General features: G+C 59.9%; 21 protein-coding genes. 10 read left to right on the top strand and 11 right to left on the bottom strand.

Translation table 11 applies throughout. The annotated features are described in order from the left end of the window. Positions 1-197: 197 nt before the first annotated feature. The 6 genes from hisB to QMX91_RS03830 all read left to right on the top strand — a co-directional run bounded on the left by hisB (position 198) and on the right by QMX91_RS03830 (position 4,079). On the top strand, positions 198-791 hold the full coding sequence (gene hisB, locus QMX91_RS03855) for an imidazoleglycerol-phosphate dehydratase HisB (RefSeq protein WP_007909204.1): 594 nt from the start codon (positions 198-200) through the stop codon (positions 789-791). After that, complete coding sequence (gene hisH, locus QMX91_RS03850; RefSeq protein WP_282412275.1) at positions 791-1,429, top strand: imidazole glycerol phosphate synthase subunit HisH; 639 nt, start codon at positions 791-793, stop codon at positions 1,427-1,429. Before hisB ends, hisH begins: the two co-directional genes overlap by 1 nt. Further along, complete coding sequence (locus QMX91_RS03845) at positions 1,430-1,690, top strand: DUF2164 domain-containing protein (protein WP_003220751.1); 261 nt, start codon at positions 1,430-1,432, stop codon at positions 1,688-1,690. A 42-nt stretch (positions 1,691-1,732) separates the two neighbouring features. After that, the gene (gene hisA, locus QMX91_RS03840; RefSeq protein WP_096796693.1) at positions 1,733-2,470 is read left to right on the top strand and encodes a 1-(5-phosphoribosyl)-5-[(5-phosphoribosylamino)methylideneamino]imidazole-4-carboxamide isomerase; all 738 of its coding nucleotides are present in this window, start codon (positions 1,733-1,735) and stop codon (positions 2,468-2,470) included. Between the two features lie 9 nt (positions 2,471-2,479). Then, positions 2,480-3,250, top strand: a complete 771-nt coding sequence (hisF, locus tag QMX91_RS03835) for an imidazole glycerol phosphate synthase subunit HisF (RefSeq protein ID WP_007909211.1) — start codon at positions 2,480-2,482, stop codon at positions 3,248-3,250. A gap of 73 nt (positions 3,251-3,323) precedes the next feature. Continuing rightward, the gene (locus tag QMX91_RS03830; protein WP_282412274.1) at positions 3,324-4,079 is read left to right on the top strand and encodes an ABC transporter substrate-binding protein; all 756 of its coding nucleotides are present in this window, start codon (positions 3,324-3,326) and stop codon (positions 4,077-4,079) included. On the opposite strand, the gene QMX91_RS03825 is transcribed toward QMX91_RS03830, so the two are convergent. From QMX91_RS03825 to gpmI, 6 genes are all read right to left on the bottom strand, one after another. Beyond that, a complete protein-coding gene (locus QMX91_RS03825) occupies positions 4,060-5,364 on the bottom strand; it encodes a Vps62-related protein (protein WP_282412273.1) in 1,305 nt (434 codons plus the stop codon). The two genes, QMX91_RS03830 and QMX91_RS03825, sit on opposite strands and share 20 nt — an antisense overlap. A 207-nt stretch (positions 5,365-5,571) precedes the next feature. Beyond that, positions 5,572-7,050, bottom strand: a complete 1,479-nt coding sequence (locus QMX91_RS03820; protein ID WP_282412272.1) for a serine protease — start codon at positions 7,048-7,050, stop codon at positions 5,572-5,574. Between the two features lie 130 nt (positions 7,051-7,180). Next, a complete protein-coding gene (locus QMX91_RS03815; protein WP_098966753.1) occupies positions 7,181-7,957 on the bottom strand; it encodes a divergent polysaccharide deacetylase family protein in 777 nt (258 codons plus the stop codon). 2 nt (positions 7,958-7,959) lie between these two features. Continuing rightward, positions 7,960-9,279: a S41 family peptidase gene (locus tag QMX91_RS03810; protein ID WP_047600888.1), complete on the bottom strand. Its 1,320-nt coding sequence runs from the start codon at positions 9,277-9,279 to the stop codon at positions 7,960-7,962. A gap of 31 nt (positions 9,280-9,310) precedes the next feature. Further along, complete coding sequence (locus QMX91_RS03805; protein WP_123585600.1) at positions 9,311-10,597, bottom strand: murein hydrolase activator EnvC; 1,287 nt, start codon at positions 10,595-10,597, stop codon at positions 9,311-9,313. A gap of 252 nt (positions 10,598-10,849) precedes the next feature. Then, the gene (gene gpmI / locus QMX91_RS03800; RefSeq protein WP_282412271.1) at positions 10,850-12,376 is read right to left on the bottom strand and encodes a 2,3-bisphosphoglycerate-independent phosphoglycerate mutase; all 1,527 of its coding nucleotides are present in this window, start codon (positions 12,374-12,376) and stop codon (positions 10,850-10,852) included. Between the two features lie 154 nt (positions 12,377-12,530). Here gpmI and QMX91_RS03795 point away from each other — a divergent pair, with 154 nt between their 5' ends. Genes QMX91_RS03795 through secB form a run of 3 tightly spaced genes read left to right on the top strand, consistent with a single transcriptional unit; the run spans position 12,531 to position 13,743 of the window. Then, the gene (locus QMX91_RS03795) at positions 12,531-12,944 is read left to right on the top strand and encodes a rhodanese-like domain-containing protein (protein ID WP_007961724.1); all 414 of its coding nucleotides are present in this window, start codon (positions 12,531-12,533) and stop codon (positions 12,942-12,944) included. A gap of 1 nt (position 12,945) precedes the next feature. Further along, positions 12,946-13,200 carry a glutaredoxin 3 gene (gene grxC, locus QMX91_RS03790; RefSeq protein WP_098966759.1) on the top strand — a complete coding sequence of 85 codons (255 nt, stop codon included), beginning with the start codon at positions 12,946-12,948 and terminating at the stop codon, positions 13,198-13,200. 57 nt (positions 13,201-13,257) lie between these two features. Further along, positions 13,258-13,743, top strand: a complete 486-nt coding sequence (secB, locus tag QMX91_RS03785; protein WP_025110924.1) for a protein-export chaperone SecB — start codon at positions 13,258-13,260, stop codon at positions 13,741-13,743. 130 nt (positions 13,744-13,873) lie between these two features. On the opposite strand, the gene QMX91_RS03780 is transcribed toward secB, so the two are convergent. Continuing rightward, positions 13,874-14,329: a tRNA (cytidine(34)-2'-O)-methyltransferase gene (locus tag QMX91_RS03780; protein ID WP_003220777.1), complete on the bottom strand. Its 456-nt coding sequence runs from the start codon at positions 14,327-14,329 to the stop codon at positions 13,874-13,876. Here QMX91_RS03780 and QMX91_RS03775 point away from each other — a divergent pair. Then, positions 14,328-14,768, top strand: coding sequence for a hypothetical protein (locus QMX91_RS03775; RefSeq protein ID WP_210556802.1), 441 nt, complete (start codon positions 14,328-14,330; stop codon positions 14,766-14,768). The two genes, QMX91_RS03780 and QMX91_RS03775, sit on opposite strands and share 2 nt — an antisense overlap. Positions 14,769-15,287: 519 nt before the next feature. Here QMX91_RS03775 and ntrC read toward each other — a convergent pair. The 4 genes from ntrC to QMX91_RS03755 form a co-directional block, all read right to left on the bottom strand. After that, positions 15,288-16,724, bottom strand: a complete 1,437-nt coding sequence (ntrC, locus tag QMX91_RS03770) for a nitrogen regulation protein NR(I) (protein ID WP_007961729.1) — start codon at positions 16,722-16,724, stop codon at positions 15,288-15,290. Further along, positions 16,721-17,806: a nitrogen regulation protein NR(II) gene (gene glnL, locus QMX91_RS03765; RefSeq protein ID WP_007961730.1), complete on the bottom strand. Its 1,086-nt coding sequence runs from the start codon at positions 17,804-17,806 to the stop codon at positions 16,721-16,723. Before glnL ends, ntrC begins: the two co-directional genes overlap by 4 nt. A gap of 231 nt (positions 17,807-18,037) precedes the next feature. Beyond that, a complete protein-coding gene (locus QMX91_RS03760) occupies positions 18,038-18,655 on the bottom strand; it encodes a DUF4124 domain-containing protein (protein ID WP_134785221.1) in 618 nt (205 codons plus the stop codon). Then, positions 18,652-19,164, bottom strand: coding sequence for a DUF4124 domain-containing protein (locus tag QMX91_RS03755; RefSeq protein WP_282412270.1), 513 nt, complete (start codon positions 19,162-19,164; stop codon positions 18,652-18,654). Before QMX91_RS03755 ends, QMX91_RS03760 begins: the two co-directional genes overlap by 4 nt. Positions 19,165-19,347 lie beyond the last annotated feature (183 nt).

The raw sequence follows: 19,347 nt of genomic DNA, 5'->3' as shown, positions 1-19,347 counted from the left end.
TTGACTGTGAGGCCCTCATCGCGAGCAGGCTCACTCCTACAGTTGTTTTGGGGTGCCTGTAATGGCTTGTATGGACATGTCTACCCGCGACAGCCGGGCGTTCTATCCGTCAGCCATCTCACGTCGCGTGTTTCTGTTTCGGCCCCGCGTGCCTATAATGGCTGCCTTTTTCGCCCAATGATTTTGCGGAGCTGGTGATGGCCGAACGTAAGGCGTCTGTCGAGCGCGACACTCTGGAAACCCAGATCAAAGCCTCGATCAACCTTGATGGCACCGGAAAGGCCCGATTCGATATCGGTGTTCCTTTTCTTGAGCACATGCTGGATCAGATCGCCCGTCACGGGTTGATCGACCTGGATATTGAATGCAAGGGCGATCTGCATATCGACGACCACCATACCGTGGAAGACGTCGGTATCACCCTCGGCCAGGCCTTCGCCAAAGCCATCGGCGACAAGAAAGGCATCCGTCGCTACGGTCATGCTTACGTGCCGCTCGATGAAGCGCTGTCGCGTGTGGTGATCGACTTCTCCGGCCGTCCAGGCCTGCAGATGCACGTGCCCTACACCCGCGCCACCGTGGGCGGCTTCGACGTCGACCTGTTCCAGGAATTCTTCCAGGGCTTCGTCAATCACGCGCTGGTCAGCCTGCACATCGACAACCTGCGTGGCACCAACACCCACCACCAGATCGAAACCGTGTTCAAGGCTTTCGGCCGCGCGCTGCGCATGGCCGTCGAGCTGGATGAGCGCATGGCCGGGCAAATGCCATCGACCAAAGGCGTTCTGTAATGCAGACGGTTGCAGTTATCGACTACGGCATGGGCAACCTGCACTCGGTGGCCAAGGCCCTCGAGCACGTCGGTGCCGGCAAGGTGCTGATCACCAGCGATGCCGACGTGATCCGCGAAGCCGACCGTGTGGTATTCCCGGGCGTTGGTGCGATCCGCGATTGCATGGCGGAGATCCGTCGCCTCGGGTTCGACTCGCTGGTGCGTGAAGTCAGTCAGGATCGTCCGTTCCTCGGCATCTGCGTCGGCATGCAAGCCCTGCTCGACAGCAGCGAAGAGAACGACGGCGTCGACTGCATCGGCCTGTTCCCGGGCGCCGTGAAGTTCTTCGGCAAAGACCTGCATGAAGACGGCGAGCACCTGAAAGTCCCGCACATGGGCTGGAACGAAGTGCAGCAGAAGGTCGGCCACCCGCTGTGGCACGACATTCCGGACATGGCGCGTTTCTACTTCGTGCACAGCTACTACATCGCTGCCGCCAATGCGCGGCAGGTAGTCGGGAGCGGTCATTACGGGGTCGATTTCGCTGCAGCGCTGGCCGAAGGCTCGCGTTTCGCCGTGCAATTCCACCCGGAGAAGAGCCATACCCATGGCCTGCAATTGCTGCAGAACTTCGCCGCGTGGGACGGTCGCTGGTAAATGGCTGCCAAGAAGTCCAAACCGCCGATCCTGACCCTCACTCCCGAACAGGAGAACGAGGCCAACCGCAAGATCCAGCGGTTCATGGAGGATCGGTTCGAACTTGACCTGGGTTCGTTCGAGGCGGCGGAAATTCTTGAGTTGTTTACCCGCGAAATTGCTCCGCACTATTACAACAGGGCGATTTTCGATGTGCAGACCCACCTCAAAGAGCGGTTTGAAAGCATCGAAAGCGACCTGTGGGCGCTCGAGAAAAACTGATTTCCGAGCCAAGCTGAACATTCAAATTTGAAGGTTTGCCAGATGCTGATTATTCCCGCTATCGATCTTAAAGACGGTGCCTGCGTACGTCTGCGCCAGGGCCGCATGGAAGATTCCACAGTGTTCTCCGAGGACCCGGTGAGCATGGCTGCCAAGTGGGTGGAGGGCGGTTGCCGTCGTCTGCATCTGGTCGATCTGAACGGCGCATTCGAAGGTCAGCCGGTCAATGGCGAAGTGGTCACCGCAATCGCCAAGCGCTACCCGAACCTGCCGATCCAGATCGGTGGCGGTATCCGCTCGCTGGAAACCATCGAGCATTACGTCAAGGCGGGCGTCAGCTACGTGATCATCGGCACCAAAGCCGTTAAAGATCCGGCGTTCGTCGCTGAAGCCTGCCGCGCGTTCCCGGGCAAGATCATTGTCGGCCTGGATGCCAAGGACGGGTTCGTTGCCACCGACGGCTGGGCTGAAATCAGCACCGTGCAAGTCATCGATCTGGCCAAGCAGTTTGAAGCCGACGGTGTGTCCTCGATCGTTTATACCGACATCGCCAAAGACGGCATGATGCAGGGCTGCAACGTACCGTTCACCGCTGCGCTGGCTGCAGCGACGAAGATCCCGGTGATCGCGTCCGGCGGTATCCACAATCTGGGTGACATCAAGTCGCTGCTCGACGCCAAGGCGCCGGGCATCATCGGTGCAATCACTGGCCGGGCGATCTACGAAGGCACCCTCGACGTCGCCGAAGCGCAAGCTTTCTGCGATGCGTACCAAGGCTGAGGACTGACCATGGCGCTGGCCAAACGCATCATCCCTTGCCTGGACGTGGACAACGGCCGGGTCGTCAAAGGCGTGAAGTTCGAGAACATCCGCGATGCCGGCGACCCGGTGGAAATCGCCCGTCGTTATGACGAGCAGGGTGCCGACGAGATTACCTTTCTCGACATCACCGCCAGCGTCGATGGCCGCGACACCACGCTGCATACCGTCGAGCGCATGGCCAGCCAGGTGTTCATTCCGCTGACCGTCGGCGGTGGCGTGCGCACCGTGCAGGACATCCGCAACCTGCTCAATGCCGGTGCGGACAAGGTCTCGATCAACACCGCAGCGGTGTTCAATCCGGAATTCGTTGGCGAAGCGGCGCAGCATTTCGGCTCGCAATGCATCGTCGTCGCCATCGACGCGAAGAAAGTCTCCGGCCCGGGCGAAACCCCGCGCTGGGAAATCTTCACCCACGGCGGGCGCAAGCCAACCGGTCTCGATGCAGTCGAGTGGGCGAAGAAAATGGAAGGCCTCGGTGCCGGCGAAATCCTGCTGACCAGCATGGATCAGGACGGCATGAAAAACGGCTTCGACCTCGGCGTGACCCGCGCGATCAGCGATGCGCTGGGCATTCCGGTGATCGCTTCCGGCGGCGTCGGCAACCTGCAGCATCTGGCCGACGGCATCCTTGAAGGCCACGCCAGCGCGGTACTGGCGGCGAGTATTTTCCACTTCGGCGAATACACTGTGCAGGAAGCGAAAGCGTATATGGCCAAACGCGGCATCGTGATGCGCTAAACCGTACAGGCCAGTGGACAGCATGGCGTACCCAAGGCACTCTTGGGCACGCCATGGATTCCGGTAGCCCGACATGATCAAACGCCTGCTTCTTGTTCTCGCCAGTGCCTCTGTGTTGTTGCTCAACACGGCGCGGGCCGAAAACAGTCCCGACACCGATCTGGTGCTCCTCACCGAAAACTTTCCGCCCTACAACATGGCGAAAGACGGCAAGAATTTCGCCAAGGGCGAGAACATCAACGGCATTGCCGCCGACATCGTGCGCGAAATGTTCAAGCGCGCCGGGCTCACCTATAGCCTGACGCTGCGCTTCCCATGGGAGCGCGTCTACAAACTGGCGCTGGAAAACCCCGGTTACGGCGCCTTCGTGATGGCCCGCCTGCCGGACCGCGAAAACCTGTTCAAATGGGTCGGCCCGATCGGTCCGGACGACTGGATCATGTTGGCCAGGGCCGACAGCAAAATCACCCTCGACACCCTCAACGATGCGCGCAAATACAGGATCGGTGCCTACAAAGGCGATGCGATTGCCGAGACGCTGGCCAAGCAGGGCTTGCAGCCTACGGTCGTTCTGCGCGATCAGGACAACGCGAAAAAACTGGTCAATGGCCAGATCGACCTGTGGGCCACGGGTGATCCTGCCGGGCGTTATCTGGCGCGGCAGGACGGGGTCACTGGACTCAAGACCGTGTTGCGCTTCAACAGCGCCGAGTTATATCTGGCGCTGAACAAGGATGTGTCGGACGCAACGGTCGCCAGGCTGCAAGCGGCGCTGGATCAGATGCGCAAGGACGGGGTTGTCGACGAGATCATGGGGCGCTATCTGTAGCCGTCGGCAACGACTTGTCTGTTGCCTGGTGGGTGCATTCTTGCGGCGGATACTGCAGCAGACTCAGGTTATCGTTCTGGGTGTAAGCCAGATTGATCCCCGCTTGCGAGCCGTCAGCACGACGCAGCTCGTAGAAACTCTCCAGTTGATAAACCGCGACGAATTTGCCTTTGCCGGCCATCGCGATCACATGGGTAACAAATGGAGTCTGCCAACCACTGGTTGACGTCTCGCTGTGAGTGAACTGGCTGTCCAGTCTTGCCGAGAATGGGAGTGACACAGGAGCGTCTGCCTTCGTTGCCCACGGGCTCACAAAACTGATCGCGGTAAGTTGAGTGAACAGACGCAGCGTCTTCGGATTCTGCAGCCGCTGCGCAGTCCACTTGAAAGCCCGTGCCTCCTCGCCTGTGTTGTGTCCGCTCCCAACCAAATAGTACTGGTCGGTTCTTTCCAGGCGATAAAACGGCGTGGTGCGTAATTGATCAATTGGCGACAAGTCATCCTTGACCACGAACCATGGCAGCTCGATGACTTGGGCGAGGGTGGCCGCTCCCTTGGTTTCAGGGGCATCCGCTGCCAAGAGCATCGGCAGCTGTGGAGATGACTGGATCAGTGGCGCGATCTGCATCCGTAGTGAATAGGCACCGACATTGCTCTCTGGCCGGTTGAAACTGCTTGCCCCAACAAAGGTGCCTGGTGCGAAATGAATCTCTCCCGGCGGCGCATTCGTCGGTGTGACGCTCCAGGCGCTGAAACTCTGTCTGGCACCGCTGCCCCTGTCATTCCAGATCAGTTCGCCAACGTCCGAGGCGATCACCAGATCGGCGCGTACACAGCGAACCGCATTGAGTGAAGGTTTTTCGTGATCATTGGAGCAGACCGCGCCCATGGCCACATAGCCTTGCGGGGCGATCGGTCGCCATACGGCCCCGTCTTTCTTCGAGCCTGAGCCGGAATCTTTCCAGATCAGTTCGAAATCCTCCGGGCGCCTTAATGCCGGGCCTCTGGCCGGATCTGCACTGGGTGCATCGGCTTCACAAACCACAGCTACCACGGTGCTGCCGTTAATGTTGTCGTGCCCGGCGACGAACACGTCGCCGAGCGGGAAATAGCCCGGCAATACATCCGGAGCCGGAGTCGGGCGCCAGAAGGCTGCGGGTTTAGCCCGCGAGCCGGTGCTGTCCCAGATCCGGTGAAATTCCGTGGTGAAATGGATCAGCAGATTGTCGTGTCGGATCGGCTCGATTTGCCTGGATGGTGCTGCGGCCTGGTCATGAATGGTCATGGTCACTCCTGATAGTTGAACGGCGACTCAAGGGAGTCGCGACCCGTTGCAGGTCTCACTATCGGTAATCGCAACCGGTCTCTGGCGGTAACTATGTATGACGTCGTGACCAGTTATTTCCAAAAAAACCGTTCCTTGCCATGGGCAGCCTTGCGCTCCTGTTTTGCCTATTGATGCAGAAGCACAAGGCCGACGTCACTGATCAGCTCAGGGGGCGCTGTTTTTGAGCGCTTCCCATTCCAGGATGTATTCCTTCAATTCTGAGCGCTGATTGTTGGGGTCGACAGCGTAAACGCAGAGTTTGAGGGGGAAGTTGCTTTGCGGACGTAGCCAATTGGAGGTCACATGCCTATAACCCTGTGGGTCTTCGCAACTGACTTTTTCAGCAAGGCCGCCTTTTACCTCGTATCGATCAAGACCCTCGTTCTTGCGTTCCGGCCACAGAATCAGCGCCCTGTTTATCTCTTTGTTAAACGAAGTCTCTATGGTCGGAACAGGCGTCGGGCCCGCATCAACCAGATAAGTGGGAACAGTGACGGCATTGCGATAAATGCCTGCGGGTAATATGTCCTCAGTACTGTTTGTGGCGATGATGCAAAGGTTGCTAGACCCGGTTTCAGGTCCCATCGGAACATTTAATCGAGTCGGCGCAGTGCCGGTGGTGATTGGCTGGCTGTAGTCTTGCGGAACTTCGCATTCGACCGGGTCCGACGTGCGTTTGGTCCGGATAAACCGGGTGCTGGCGGTTATTTCAAAGTTCCATTCTGGATAAACGTAGTTGCCCTGAGCGTTTACGCTGATCTTTGCATGCGTTGGCAGTTGGGCAGGCAGTCTGATAGAGGCTGCCGGAAATAATTCGCACACCTGCGGATCCGTATTGAGTTTGCCATCGATAAAGCAGTTGTTGAAAACCGAGGTGGGACTGCCGTAACTGCCGCTCGGCATCTGACCGTATCCAGGCAGCGGCGTCAGATGGTGAGCCAAGGTCCCAAGGACGCCATAGACCTCGTTGGTCGCTCGAGCGATGACCGGACTCCCCGAGCTTCCGGAAGCAATATCTTTGCATTGGTTGCTGACGGTATGCCGCCAAACCCAAGGCTTTTCGAAAATCGCCGGGGAGGGCATGTGGGTGCAGGCGGACATTTGTAATGGAGAGCCAACGGGTTTGTGCACAATCAGAATGTCGCTATCTTCTGCCGGCGCCTGCCGGGCCAGTTTCATGGGCGTGATGCCCTGAGCCAGAAGTTCGCCCTGTGATACCCCAAGCTCCAACAGAGCCAGGTCGACACCCTGAATACTGCTCCAGGCTACTTTCTTCACAGGCACAGCCCTTGAGGCAGCAGTCGTATCGATGAAGTTGTTGAAGGTAATGCTGGCTTCGATAGGGGCATCTGTTCGCATGACCCCGTTTTCCTTGCCCACGCAGTGCGCACTGGTCAGTGCATAGGCGGAATCGGACGGTCGAGAGCTGTTTGTATCAATCAGGAAGGCGGTGCAGGAGCCGTGCTCGCGGCTTTTGTACTCACCGATTCCCATCCAGTGGTTATTTTCGCCATCTTTGTTAGTCAGGTGTTGCGACGGTGAGAAGTTTTCAGCGCCCTTGCCGTAATCGACAGGGCTGGAACAGGCAGGAAGTGAGAAGGCAGTCAGTAATAAAAAGCTTGGGTGGATATATTTAAAGTTCATGGCCAGTCCTTGGCTAATATATGGGTGCAAGACTGGCGCAGAATAAGACAGTTAGGTTTGAGTCGGTTCTATAAGTTATTGCTGCTTATTTTGGACGTAGAGGCTTATGAGAATTTAATCAGTTGATAGCTTAACGATAAATTCCATTTTTCCCGTGTGCAGCTGTCGCTTTGTTACTCCGCACGCTGATCATCTGCTTGATATCGATCCACTCGATGCCTTGCGCCTTGAGCTTCGGCAATTCACGTTCCAGCACCGCCAGCGTCTGCGGGTAAGGGTGGCCGATCATCACTGCCGAGCCCTGCTTGCGGGCCAGGCTGATCGCCGTCTGCAGCTGGTTGAAAATGGCGGCTTCGGTGCGTTCGTCATCGAGAAACACATCGCGCGAAACACTCGCCAGATCGATCTTCTGTGCTTGCTGCGCCGCCACGGTCTGCGCGCTGGTGCGGCTGTCGACGAAGAACTTGTGCCGACGCTGCAACTCACCCATCAGCCACGCCATCGCCACCGGCTGGGCGGTCATGCGACTGCCCATGTGGTTGTTGATGCCCGCGGTGTAAGGGACCATTTTGAACGCGGCGTCGAGGCGCTTTTGCAGCTCTTCGAGCGGCAGTTCGGGGTGCCAGGCGTACGGACCGGTGGCCGGATCCATCGGCATGTGCAGGATCACGATCTTGCCGGCGCGATGGGCTTCGCGGGCGAATTCGGTGGCGTGCGGGGTGTCGGGCATGATCGCCGTGGTCACCGGGCCGGGCAGGGCCAGCACACGGCGATCCCGGGGCAGGTTCTGCCCCAGGTCGTCGATGATCAGCGTCAGGTAGGCTTTTGGCGGTGGCGTCCTGGCGGGTTCTGCGTGAGCAGCACCCGCCAGACAGCACAGCAGGACGAAGAGCAAACGCAAAGACATCCTCAACGGCCGGACGTGATGCTCAAGCCCTTAAGCAGGCTCAGGGCCTGGGCCAACTGGTAATCGTCATCCTGCGGCATGGCCTTGGCCTTGGCGCCGGAACCGGTCGGCTTGTCTGCGCCGCCGTTGCCGTTGCCCAAGTGACCTTGCAGGTCGGCTTCCTTGAAGTAATCGCCGTCCGCTTCGTTGGTGATCTTGGCCTTGCGCACTTCGATGTCCGGGACGATGCCCTGGGCCTGGATCGAGCGGCCGTTCGGCGTGAAGTACAGTGCCGTGGTGATCTTCAGCGCGCGGTCGTTGTTCAGCGGCAGCACGGTTTGCACCGAGCCTTTGCCGAAACTGGTGGTGCCCATGACTACCGCGCGTTTCTGATCCTGCAGGGCGCCGGCGACGATTTCCGAAGCCGAGGCGCTGCCACCGTTGATCAGCACGACCATCGGCACCGCTTCGCTTTCGTCTTTGCCGGTGGCGGAGAAGCGCAGTTCGGAGTTGGCGATCCGGCCTTTGGTGTAGACGATCAGGCCTTTCTTGATGAAGTGGTCGACCACTTCCACTGCCGCCTGCAACACGCCGCCCGGGTTGTTGCGCAGGTCGAGGATGATGCCGTTGAGCTTTTTGCCGTTGTCCTTGCGCAGCTTGGCCAGGGCCTTGGAGACCTCTTCGCCGGTCTTGACCTGGAACTGGGTGATGCGGATGTAGCCGTAGCCCGATTCCAGCAGCTGCGCCTTGACGCTCTTCACCTGAATCACGGCGCGGGCCAGGGTCACGTCGAACGGCGTGCCACCGTCGCGCACCAGGGTCAGGGTGATTTTCTGACCGATCTTGCCGCGCATCTTGTCCACGGCTTCGGTCATGGTCTGGCCGCGAGTTGGCGCACCGTTGATCTTGACGATGAAGTCACCGGCCTGGATGCCAGCCTTCGACGCCGGGGTGTCGTCGATCGGCGAGACGACCTTGATGAAACCGTCTTCGGAGCCGACTTCGATGCCCAGGCCGCCGAATTCGCCGCTGGTGCTTTCCTGCAGTTCGGTGAAGTCTTCAGGGCCGAGATACGCGGAGTGCGGATCGAGGTTGCTGAGCATGCCCTTGATCGCGTTTTCCAGCAGGGTCTTGTCATCCACCGGCTCGACATACGCCGCCTTGATCCGGTCCATGACCTCGGCAAAGGTGCGCAACTCTTCCAGCGGCAACGGGGCCTTGGCGGTCGCGGCAGTGCCTGCCGGAGCGACGGCCGGGGCCGGTTGAGCGGCGAACGCCAGAGGCGCGCCGATCACCAGGGCGATCGTCAGGGCCAGCGAGGTAAGGCGGGACAAATGCAGCATGTCGAACGAACTCCTGAATTAGGCGACGCGCTTATCCTTGCGCGTGGCACCATTGCGCCGGATCACTCGGGTGACCCTGCTGACGAATTGCGAAATACAGCGCTGGTGTGTCCTGACCGCCACTGTTACCCACAGTGGAGATCGACTCACCGGCTTTTACCACGTCACCGGCCGACTTGAGCAGTGTCTGGTTGTGACCGTAAAGACTCAGATAACCATTGCCGTGATCAAGGATCACCAGCAGCCCGGCGCCACGCAACCAGTCGGCGAACACCACACGCCCGCCATGCACGGCATGCACTTGGCTGCCGGCAGCGGCGCTGATCATCACGCCATCCCACTTGGTGCGGGCATCGTCGCCACGGCTTTCGCCGAAGCGTGCCAGCAATCGACCATCAACCGGCCACGGAAGTTTTCCCCGGGTTGCAGCAAAAGGGCCACCGAAGGTCTCACCGCTGCTGGACACCAGCGCGCCGGGGGTTGATCTGGCTGGTTTTCGTGGGGCGTCGCTGTTTTCAGCCTGCGCCTCACGCAAACGCTTTTTTTCCGCTTCCTGCTGGGCGATCAGCGCTTTCTGCCGCGCTTCTTCTGCCTCACGGGCCTGACGGGCCAGGGTTTCTTCAATGGTTTTAAGGACTTTAGACAGGTCTGCCTGATCCTGCTCGCGGGCGGCCAGTTTCTGGTCGCGGGCTTTCACGTCATCGTTGAGCTTGGCGAGGACCTGCTGGCGTTCCTTGCGGACCTTTTCCAGCTCGTCGCGCTGGGTGTCGAGGCTGCTTTTCTGCACCAGCAATTGCGCCTGCTGCATGGCGATGTCTTTTTCGACATTGGCCAGTTGGCGCAGGGTTTCGTTGAAGTTCTTCAACTGCTCCAGGCGGGCCTGGCTCAGGTAATCGTAATAGGTGAGGGTGCGGGCGAATTTCTCGGGATTCTGCTGATTGAGCAGCAGCTTGAGGTATTCCTGACGGCCGTTCTGGTAGGCCGCGCGGGCCTGGATGGCGATCAGTCGCTGCTGTTCAGTGCGCGCGCTCTGGAGTTTTTTTTTCTCCGCATCGAGCCGCTGCAGCTCGGATTCGCTTTTCTTCAACTCTTTCTGCAGGGCATCGACCTGCTTCTCGAGCTTGCCCATCTCGGTTTCAGTGCCCTTGAGCTCTTTCTGCACACCGGATTTTTCTTCCTGTAGCTTGCCCAGCAGCTTTTTCAGCTCGGCAATGTCCTGACGCGTGGCATCCAACTGCTGTTGGGTTTGCGCGCGCTCGTCAGCGAAGGCCGGTTGGAGCAGGCAGGTCAGAGCGAGGGCGATCAGGACGCGGAGCATAGAGGCGGGCGGCACCAGGGTAATGGACGGCCTAGTATGCCCGCCCGAGGCTGCAAAAAAAACGCCCAATTGGGCTTGTGTGATAACTGGCTGGAGATACAGCTGAAAATAATCTTTGAAGCCACCATAAACAAATGTAGGAGTGAGCCTGCTCGCGATGGTGTTCTCACATTCAACAGAGTAGTTGACTGTCAGATTGCTATCGCGAGCAGGCTCACTCCTACAGGGTTTTGCGGCGTTTTATGGATTCGTTCAGACCAGAATCGAGGTACCAGTCATTTCCGCCGGTTTTTCCAGGCCCAGCAGCATCAGCATGGTCGGCGCCACGTCCGCCAGTACGCCGCCTTCACGAACCTTGAGGTCACGCTTGCCGACATAAATGAACGGCACCGGCTCGGTGGTGTGCGCGGTGTGCGCCTGATGGGTTTCTTCATCGGCCATTTTTTCGACGTTGCCGTGGTCGGCGGTGATCAACGCTTCGCCGCCAACCTTTTCCAGCGCCTCGACGATGCGCCCGACGCAGGTGTCCAGGCATTCCACGGCTTTTACCGCAGCGTCGAACACGCCGCTGTGGCCGACCATGTCGCCGTTGGCGTAGTTGACCACGATCACGTCGTAACGCTGATGCTCGATGGCGTCGACGATGCGGTCGGTGACCTCGGGCGCACTCATTTCCGGTTGCAGGTCGTAGGTGGCGACTTTCGGCGACGGGATCAGGATGCGCTCTTCACCCGGGAACGGTTCTTCACGGCCGCCGGAGAAGAAGAAGGTCACGTGCGCGTATTTTTCGGTTTCGGCGATGCGTAGCTGGGTCTTGCCGTTTTTTGCCAGGTAGTCGCCAAGCACGTTTTCCAGACTGCCCGGAGCAAAGGCTGCAGGGGCTGGAATGCTGGCGGCGTATTGGGTCAAGCCCACGTACTGCACTTTTGGCTGGTGCGCGCGCTCGAATTCCTTGAAATCGTCTTCGACAAATACTCGGCTCAGCTCGCGGGCACGATCGGCGCGGAAGTTCATGAACACCACGGCGTCGCCGTCTTCGACCTTGACCGGCTCGCCGATGGTGGTGGCTTTGACGAATTCGTCGCTCTCGCCACGGGCGTAGGCGGCGTCGAGGCCTTCCTGAGCGGTGGCGGCGTTGAATTCGGCGTTGCCGTCAACGATCAGGTTGTAGGCCTGAGATACGCGGTCCCAACGGTTGTCACGGTCCATCGCGAAGTAGCGACCGATGAGGCTGGCGATGCGGCCCTTGCCGAGCGCCTGGAAGGTCGCGTCGAGCAGTTCGATTGACGACGCGGCGCTTTTCGGTGGCGTGTCGCGACCGTCGAGGAAGGCGTGCAGGTAGATTTTTTCGGCGCCGCGCTTGAAGGCCAGTTCGGCCATGGCGATCAAGTGATCCTGGTGGCTGTGCACGCCGCCATCGGACAGCAGGCCCATGAAATGCACGGCCTTGCCGGCTGCCACGGCTTTATCCACGGCAGCGCAGATGGTCGGGTTGTCGAAGAACTCACCGTCGCGGATCGCTTTTGTCACGCGAGTGAAGTCCTGATACACCACGCGTCCGGCGCCGAGGTTCATGTGGCCGACTTCGGAGTTGCCCATTTGGCCGTCCGGCAGGCCGACGTCCATGCCGCTGCCCGAGATCAGGCCGTTCGGCACCGTGGCCCACAGACGATCGAGCACAGGCTTCTTCGCCGCATACACGGCATTGGATTCGTGGCTGTCACTGTGACCGAAGCCGTCGAGAATCATCAGGACCAAAGGTTTAGGCGTGGTAGTCATGGAATCCACTCGTGGCTAATAAAGAAGAGGGCGTTGAAAAAGGGAGTGGCGAGTTTAATGCTTAGTTCCGACCACGTCACCGCCGGACGGGGTTTGGCCCACCATAGTGGCTGTGTATACTGGCCGACATTTTAACGCCCTGGAACCTCCTTCGATGGTTGCTCACCTGATTGAATTTGCCACTAACCACTACATTCTTGTCGGTATCTTCGTCGTACTGCTGGCTCTGCTGCTGGCGCACACGATGCAGGGCGGCGGTAAAAGCCTGAGCACCGGCGAACTGACCGCACTGGTCAACAAGGACGCAGGCGTGGTGGTGGACATCCGTCCGGCGAAAGATTACGCCGCCGGCCATATCGTTGGCGCGATCAACATTCCTCAAGACAAGCTGGCTGCGCGTACCGGCGAGCTGGAAAAGCACAAGGCCAAGACCATCATTCTGGTCGACGCCCTGGGCCAGACCGCTGGCACCCACGCTCGCGAGCTGATGAAATCCGGCTTCACCGCCGCCAAGCTGTCCGGCGGGATCTCCAGCTGGAAAGGCGACAACCTGCCGCTGGTGAAGTGATATGAGCGAAGTCATCGTCTACTCCAGCGATTACTGCCCTTATTGCGTGCGAGCCAAGCAATTGCTCGTGAACAAAGGTGTGGCCTTCGAAGAGATCAAGGTCGATGGCAAGCCGCAGATTCGTGCTGCCATGAGCCAGAAGGCCGGACGCACGTCCGTGCCGCAGATCTGGATCGGCGAAAAGCACATCGGCGGTTGTGATGATTTGTATGCCCTGGAGCGCGCCGGCAAGCTCGACGCGCTGCTCAAGGCCTGAACGGCTGCACCCACGTACAGCAATCCCTAAAAGACCCAAGATCAGAAAGGATCTGAGATGACTGACCAACAGAACACTGCAGCCAGCGAAGAAGAAACCGCACCGCAATTCTCCTTGCAGCGCATCTACGTACGCGATCTGTCCTTCGAAGCCCCGAAAAGCCCGGCGATCTTCCGCCAGCAGTGGGACCCGACCGTCGGTCTGGACCTGAACACTCGTCAGAAAGAGCTGGAAGGCGATTTCTACGAAGTCGTGCTGACCCTGTCCGTGACCGTGAAAAACGGCGACGAAGTGGCCTTCATCGCTGAAGTGCAACAGGCCGGTATCTTCCTGATCAAGAACCTCGACGCGGCTTCGATGAGCCACACTCTGGGTGCGTTCTGCCCGAACATCCTGTTCCCGTATGCTCGCGAGACCCTGGACAGCCTGGTGACCCGTGGTTCTTTCCCTGCCCTGATGCTGGCGCCGGTGAACTTCGACGCCCTGTACGCGCAAGAGCTGCAGCGCATGCAGGCTGCGGGCGAGACGCCGACCGTTCAGTAAGTATCTGAGCAACGACGCAAGTCCAATGTGGGAGCGGGCTTGCTCGCGAAAGCGCAGTGTCAGGCGACATCAATGTCATCTGATCCGACGCCTTCGCGAGCAAGCCCGCTCCCACATTTGTTATTCGGTTTTATTTGAAGTCGTTCTGCCGCCACGCTTCGTACACGGCCACTGCCACGGTGTTGGACAGGTTCAGGCTGCGGCAGCCTTCACGCATCGGCAGGCGCAGGCGCTGTTCGGCGGGCAGTGCGTCGAGCACTTCCGGCGGCAGGCCACGGCTTTCCGGGCCGAAGATGAACGCATCGCCCGGGACGAACGCGGCGTCGTGAAACGGCCGCGAGCCCTTGGTGGTGAACGCGAACAACCGTGGGTTGCCGAGGCTTTCCAGGCAACTGGCGAGGTCGGCGTGGCGCTGCAACGTGGCATATTCGTGGTAGTCGAGACCGGCCCGGCGCAAGCGCTTGTCGTCCATCTCGAAACCCAGCGGTTCGATCAAATGCAGGTGGCAGCCGCTGTTGGCGCACAGCCTGATAACGTTGCCGGTGTTCGGCGGAATTTCTGGTTGAAAAAGGATGACGTGAAACATGCACGGCTCCGAAGGTAAAGATGACGCGCATTCTACGCCGCAAGCCGACCCGCGTTCGAAACTATTCCCGCGGGTGATCGGTTCGCTGGCGATTGTCGGCGTGATGGTCGGTTTGATGATCGGTCGCCTGACCACGCAGGACCCCAGCGTGCTGCAGCAGGTCGACGTGACCGGTGACGGCCTGGTGGTGTGGTTCAACAACGAACCGAAGCTGCACGGTGAAATCATCGATGGCACCGTGGCCCTGTTGTTTCAGGCAGAGGGCAAGGCGCAAAAGGGTCAGCTCAAGCTCAACGGCAAGGACGTGAACTGGCGAACGCGCGTGAGTGACGGTGGGTTGTTGCTGACGGTGCTGGCGGCGCGGCCGCTGCAAGGGGAGTGGGCCGGGAGCAAGGTCGATGACCGCTGGCGGCTGGAGATCCATCTCCGGGAGCAATAAAAGCGGGAATCCCCGGCCTGCCTGTACCAGGGTTCCCAAAACGGGGTGGACTTCGCTGAGAGCGTCGGTCCGGTGTAAAGAGGGAACCCCCGGCCTGCCTGTACCAAGGATCCCAAAAGGGTGGGTTCGCCGCGTTGCGGTTTGAACCCGGTGTAAAGAGGGGAATCCCCGGCCTGCCTGTACCAAGGTCCCCGAAACGGGTGGTGAATCGAATCACCTGTGAGGGTTATTGCAGGCGGCGTGCCAGTTTTAGTATTTGGAAACAGAAAAATCCCTCAAATGCACCAAAGCCCCGTAAATCGGGGCTTTGGTGTTTTTACTGGCTGGGTTTTTCAGTCTTGCCTGGATGGTTTTTGCACAGGTTGCGATGCCCGATCACGGGTCAAAGTGCATTAGGTTGGTGCACGGCGGGGCCACTGTGGGAGCGGGCTTGCTCGCGAAGGCGTCGCGTCAGTCACTGATACGTTTCATGAATAGCGCTTTCGTGAGCAAGCCCACTCTCACAGAGGGCGTGGTTGATCAGCCCTCATCCCCCTCATCATCATCCCCACCGTCCACCTTCATCCCCAATTCTTTGATCTTGCGCGTCAGGGTATTACGCCCCCAGCCGAGCAATACCGCCGCATCACGCCGGCGACCGGCCGTGTGCTTCAGTGCGGTCTCGATCATGATCCGCTCGAACGCCGGCACCGCGCTGTCGAGCAGGCTCGACTGGCCACGGGCCAACGCTTGATCGGCCCACTGGCGCAGCGCCTGCTCCCAGTTGGTCACTGGCGCCGAGTCCTGCGGCAGGCTCAGCAATTCCGGTGGCAGGTCACTGATGTGCACTTCGCGCCCGGAGGCCATCACGGTGATCCAGCGGCAGGTGTTCTCCAGCTGCCGCACGTTGCCCGGCCATGGCAGGTTCTTCAGGTATTCCTCGGTCTCGCTTTTCAGCAGCTTCGGCTCCACCGCCAGTTCTTGCGCAGCGCGGCTGAGGAAGTGCTTGGCCAGGGTCGGGATGTCTTCGCGACGATCAGACAGACGCGGGATGTGGATGCGGATCACGTTGAGGCGGTGGAACAAGTCCTCACGGAATTTCCCGGCATGCACCAGGGTTTCCAGATTCTGGTGAGTTGCAGCAATGATCCGCACGTCGACCTTGACCGGCACATGCCCGCCAACGCGATAGAACTCGCCGTCGGCCAGCACCCGCAGCAAACGGGTCTGGGTATCGGCCGGCATGTCGCCGATTTCGTCGAGGAACAGCGTGCCGCCGTCAGCCTGTTCGAAGCGTCCGCGACGCAGGTTGGCCGCGCCAGTGAATGCGCCTTTCTCGTGGCCGAACAGCTCGGATTCCATCAGGTCCTTGGGGATCGCCGCCATGTTCAGCGCGATGAACGGCGAGGCCGCGCGCGGGCTGTGGCGGTGCAGGGCGTGGGCCACCAGTTCTTTACCGGTGCCGGATTCGCCGTTGATCAGCACGGTGATGTTGGAGTGGCTCAAGCGGCCGATGGCGCGAAACACCTCCTGCATCGCCGGCGCTTCGCCGATGATTTCCGGAGTGCGGGTCAGCGCCGGCACCACTTCCAGGCCTTGCTGCTCTTGCGCATGCTGATTGGCGCGCTTGACCAGCGATACCGCCTCGTCGACGTCGAACGGCTTCGGCAGGTATTCGAAAGCGCCGCCCTGATAAGACGCAACGGCGCTGTCGAGGTCGGAGTGCGCGGTCATGATGATCACTGGCAGCCGTGGGTGCTGTTCGCGGATACGTGCCAGCAGGTCGAGGCCACTGGCGCCCGGCATGCGGATGTCGGAAATGATCACATCAGGCTGCTGACGGGCCAGACGACTCATCACGCCATCGGCGCTGTCGAAGCTCTGCGTGGTCATGCCTTCCTGCTGCAAGGCCTTTTCCAGAACCCAACGGATAGAACGGTCGTCATCGACGATCCACACGGTTTCACTACGGCTCATGTCGATGTGGCTCCTTGTTCCAGTGGCAGAAAGATCGAGAACGTGGTGTGGCCGGGGTGGCTGTCACACTCGATCAGGCCCTGGTGCTGGCTGATGATGTTCTGGGTGATGGCCAGGCCCAGCCCGGTACCGTCCGGGCGGCCGCTGACCATGGGAAAGAAGATGGTTTCCTGAAGTTCTGCAGGGATCCCCGGGCCGTTGTCGATGATCTCGATTTTGGTCACCAGGCGATGGCGGACGTGGCCGATGGTGAACTGGCGCATGGTCCGGGTGCGCAGGCTGATGCGGCCCAGACGCAGCTCGTTCTGGCTGCTGATCGCCTGCATGGCGTTGCGCACGATGTTCAGTACGGCCTGAATCATTTGTTCGCGGTCGATCAATACGTCGGGAATGCTCGGGTCGTAGTCGCGCACCAAGGTGATGCAGCCCTGGCTTTCCGCTTCGACCAGTTGGCAGACGCGTTCGAGCACTTCGTGAACGTTGCACAACGCCAGCGACGGCAGCTTGTTCGAGCCGAGCATGCGGTCGACCAGATTGCGCAGACGGTCGGCCTCTTCAATGATCACGTTGGTGTAGTCGCGCAGGCTGTCTTCCGGCAATTCGCGGGCCAGCAACTGCGCGGCGCCACGGATGCCCCCGAGCGGGTTCTTGATCTCGTGGGCGAGACCACGCACCAGCATTTTGCTGGTTTCCTGCTTGGACAGTTGCGCCTCTTCCTTGGTGATCCGCAGCAGGCGATCACGTGGGTGCACCTCAAGCAAAAGCATGGTCGCGCCGTTGCTGAGGATCGGCGTCACTGCGTAGTCCACGGTCAGGGTCTGGCCGGTGAGGGCAGTGAGCATCGCTTCGCGCTTGGTGAAAGGGTGTGCCTGTTCGACCGCCTGACGCAGCGAGTTGAGCGCCTCGGTGGACTCGGTGAACAACTCGCTGATGAACTGCCCATGGCTGCGCTGACCGCTGATGGCCAGCAGCATCTCGGCCGCCGGGTTCATGTATTCGAGGCGCAGTTCGGCGTCGAGCAGGATGGTGGCGGTGGTCAGGTTGTCGAGCAGCAAACGGTGGATTGCGTCGCTAATAGTCATCGGAGCCTCTTTTGGGGGCGGAGCGTGCGCAAGAAGCAGGCGTCGTTAAACGGAAAATGCAAAAACCAAACCAAGGCTCCGAAAAGAAGCGTTCAACCCGTGAAACAGGCGTTTGACGCTCGTTTGCGTGGCAGGATGCCAGCTCGAACGGGAAGTTTCGAACCAAAATGGGTTGGAATCTGGGTACGGTGCAGCCTATTGCACCAATATAGTGCGTAAAGCTGAATGGCGTTAGAAGAAGCGCAGGAAGGGATTTTTTTCTTCGGCGGGTTTGTCTTTCAGCGGACATTCCGGGCGCACGCCGTAGTCCTCGCTGACGCAGGGTTTGACCTGGCGTTTCTGCGCCAGCGAGATGCGCAGCATGTGGAACGGCTGGTTGGCGGTGCGCTCGACAGTGCGACCCTGCTCATCAAGGATTTCCACCGACAGGTTGTGACTGCCGCGGTCGATGTTGCTCAGCGGGAATACCGGACTCAGTCCCGGCTCGCCAGTGGCCTGGCCGTCCAGCAGCAGGCGATAGCGATGGCCCTGCTGTAAGCCAGGTTCGCTGGTGACACTGACGATCACCTCGCCCGCGCTGCTGCGAAGGGTCGCATCCGGCTCGGGGATCAGGATGCGCAGCATGTCGTAGTGAAACGGTGGTTGTTCCGCGACCTTTTTCGCAGTGCTGATTGGTACAGCAGCCGTAGGGTTGGCTGACATGCGATTGCTGGTGGCGATAGGTACGCGCTTGGCGTTGCCGCGCGGCTGGTCGGTGTAGACGCGATTGCCCTGCGCGTCGACATAGGTGAAGACCTCTGCCGAAACGGGCAGGGCGAACAGGCACAGGATCAGCCAGAAAATTCTCACGGCTTGTGCACCCGCTGTACGGTGAACACCACCGCCGGGCTCTGCTGGATGATCGCTTCGCCGTCGATCACCTGCACCGCGAGACGATGCTCGCCACGATCGACATTCACCAGTTGCAGGATCGGTACGTTGCTCGGCTGGCCGTAAGGCGCGTCGTCCAGGATCAGCCTTAATTGGTGCGGTGCCTGCAGGCGCGGCTTGATCAGCACATTGACAGTGAAGGTGCCGTTGTTGGCGCGCAGCGCTTCTTCGCTGGGCAGGCCGGTCAGCTCCAGCACCTCGTAGGCACTGCGTGCCGCGGGGCGTGTGTCGGTGCTTGAAGGCGCTGGCGCGCTCGGTGCCTGTGGCTCGACGCGGTTGAGTGGCGGCAACTCGACCGGCTGCGCCTGAACACCGTCCGGCGAGTGATCGCTGTAAACCGTGTTGCCATTGGCATCGGTGTACTTGTAGATCTGCGCGGCGGCGGGCAGGGCGATCAGCAGCAGGAGGTAGAGAAAGGTGCGACCCATGAAATCGACCGGGAAAGAAAGCGATGGGGTGCAGCATAGGCCAGGTGCGGCGGTTGGCCCAACCCGGGACATATCCGGAGATCATTCAGACGCCAAAAATCCCTGTGGGAGTGGGCTTGCTCGCGAATGCGGTCGGTCATTGAAGGTGATGGTGGCTGACACGACGCCTTCGCGAGCAAGCCC

This window comes from Pseudomonas sp. PS01299 (assembly GCF_029960145.1).
In the GTDB taxonomy this organism is placed as follows: Bacteria; Pseudomonadota; Gammaproteobacteria; order Pseudomonadales; family Pseudomonadaceae; genus Aquipseudomonas; species Aquipseudomonas putida_A.
Note: the sequence above shows the minus strand (reverse complement) of the source record. Positions and strands in the feature narration are given on the sequence as shown.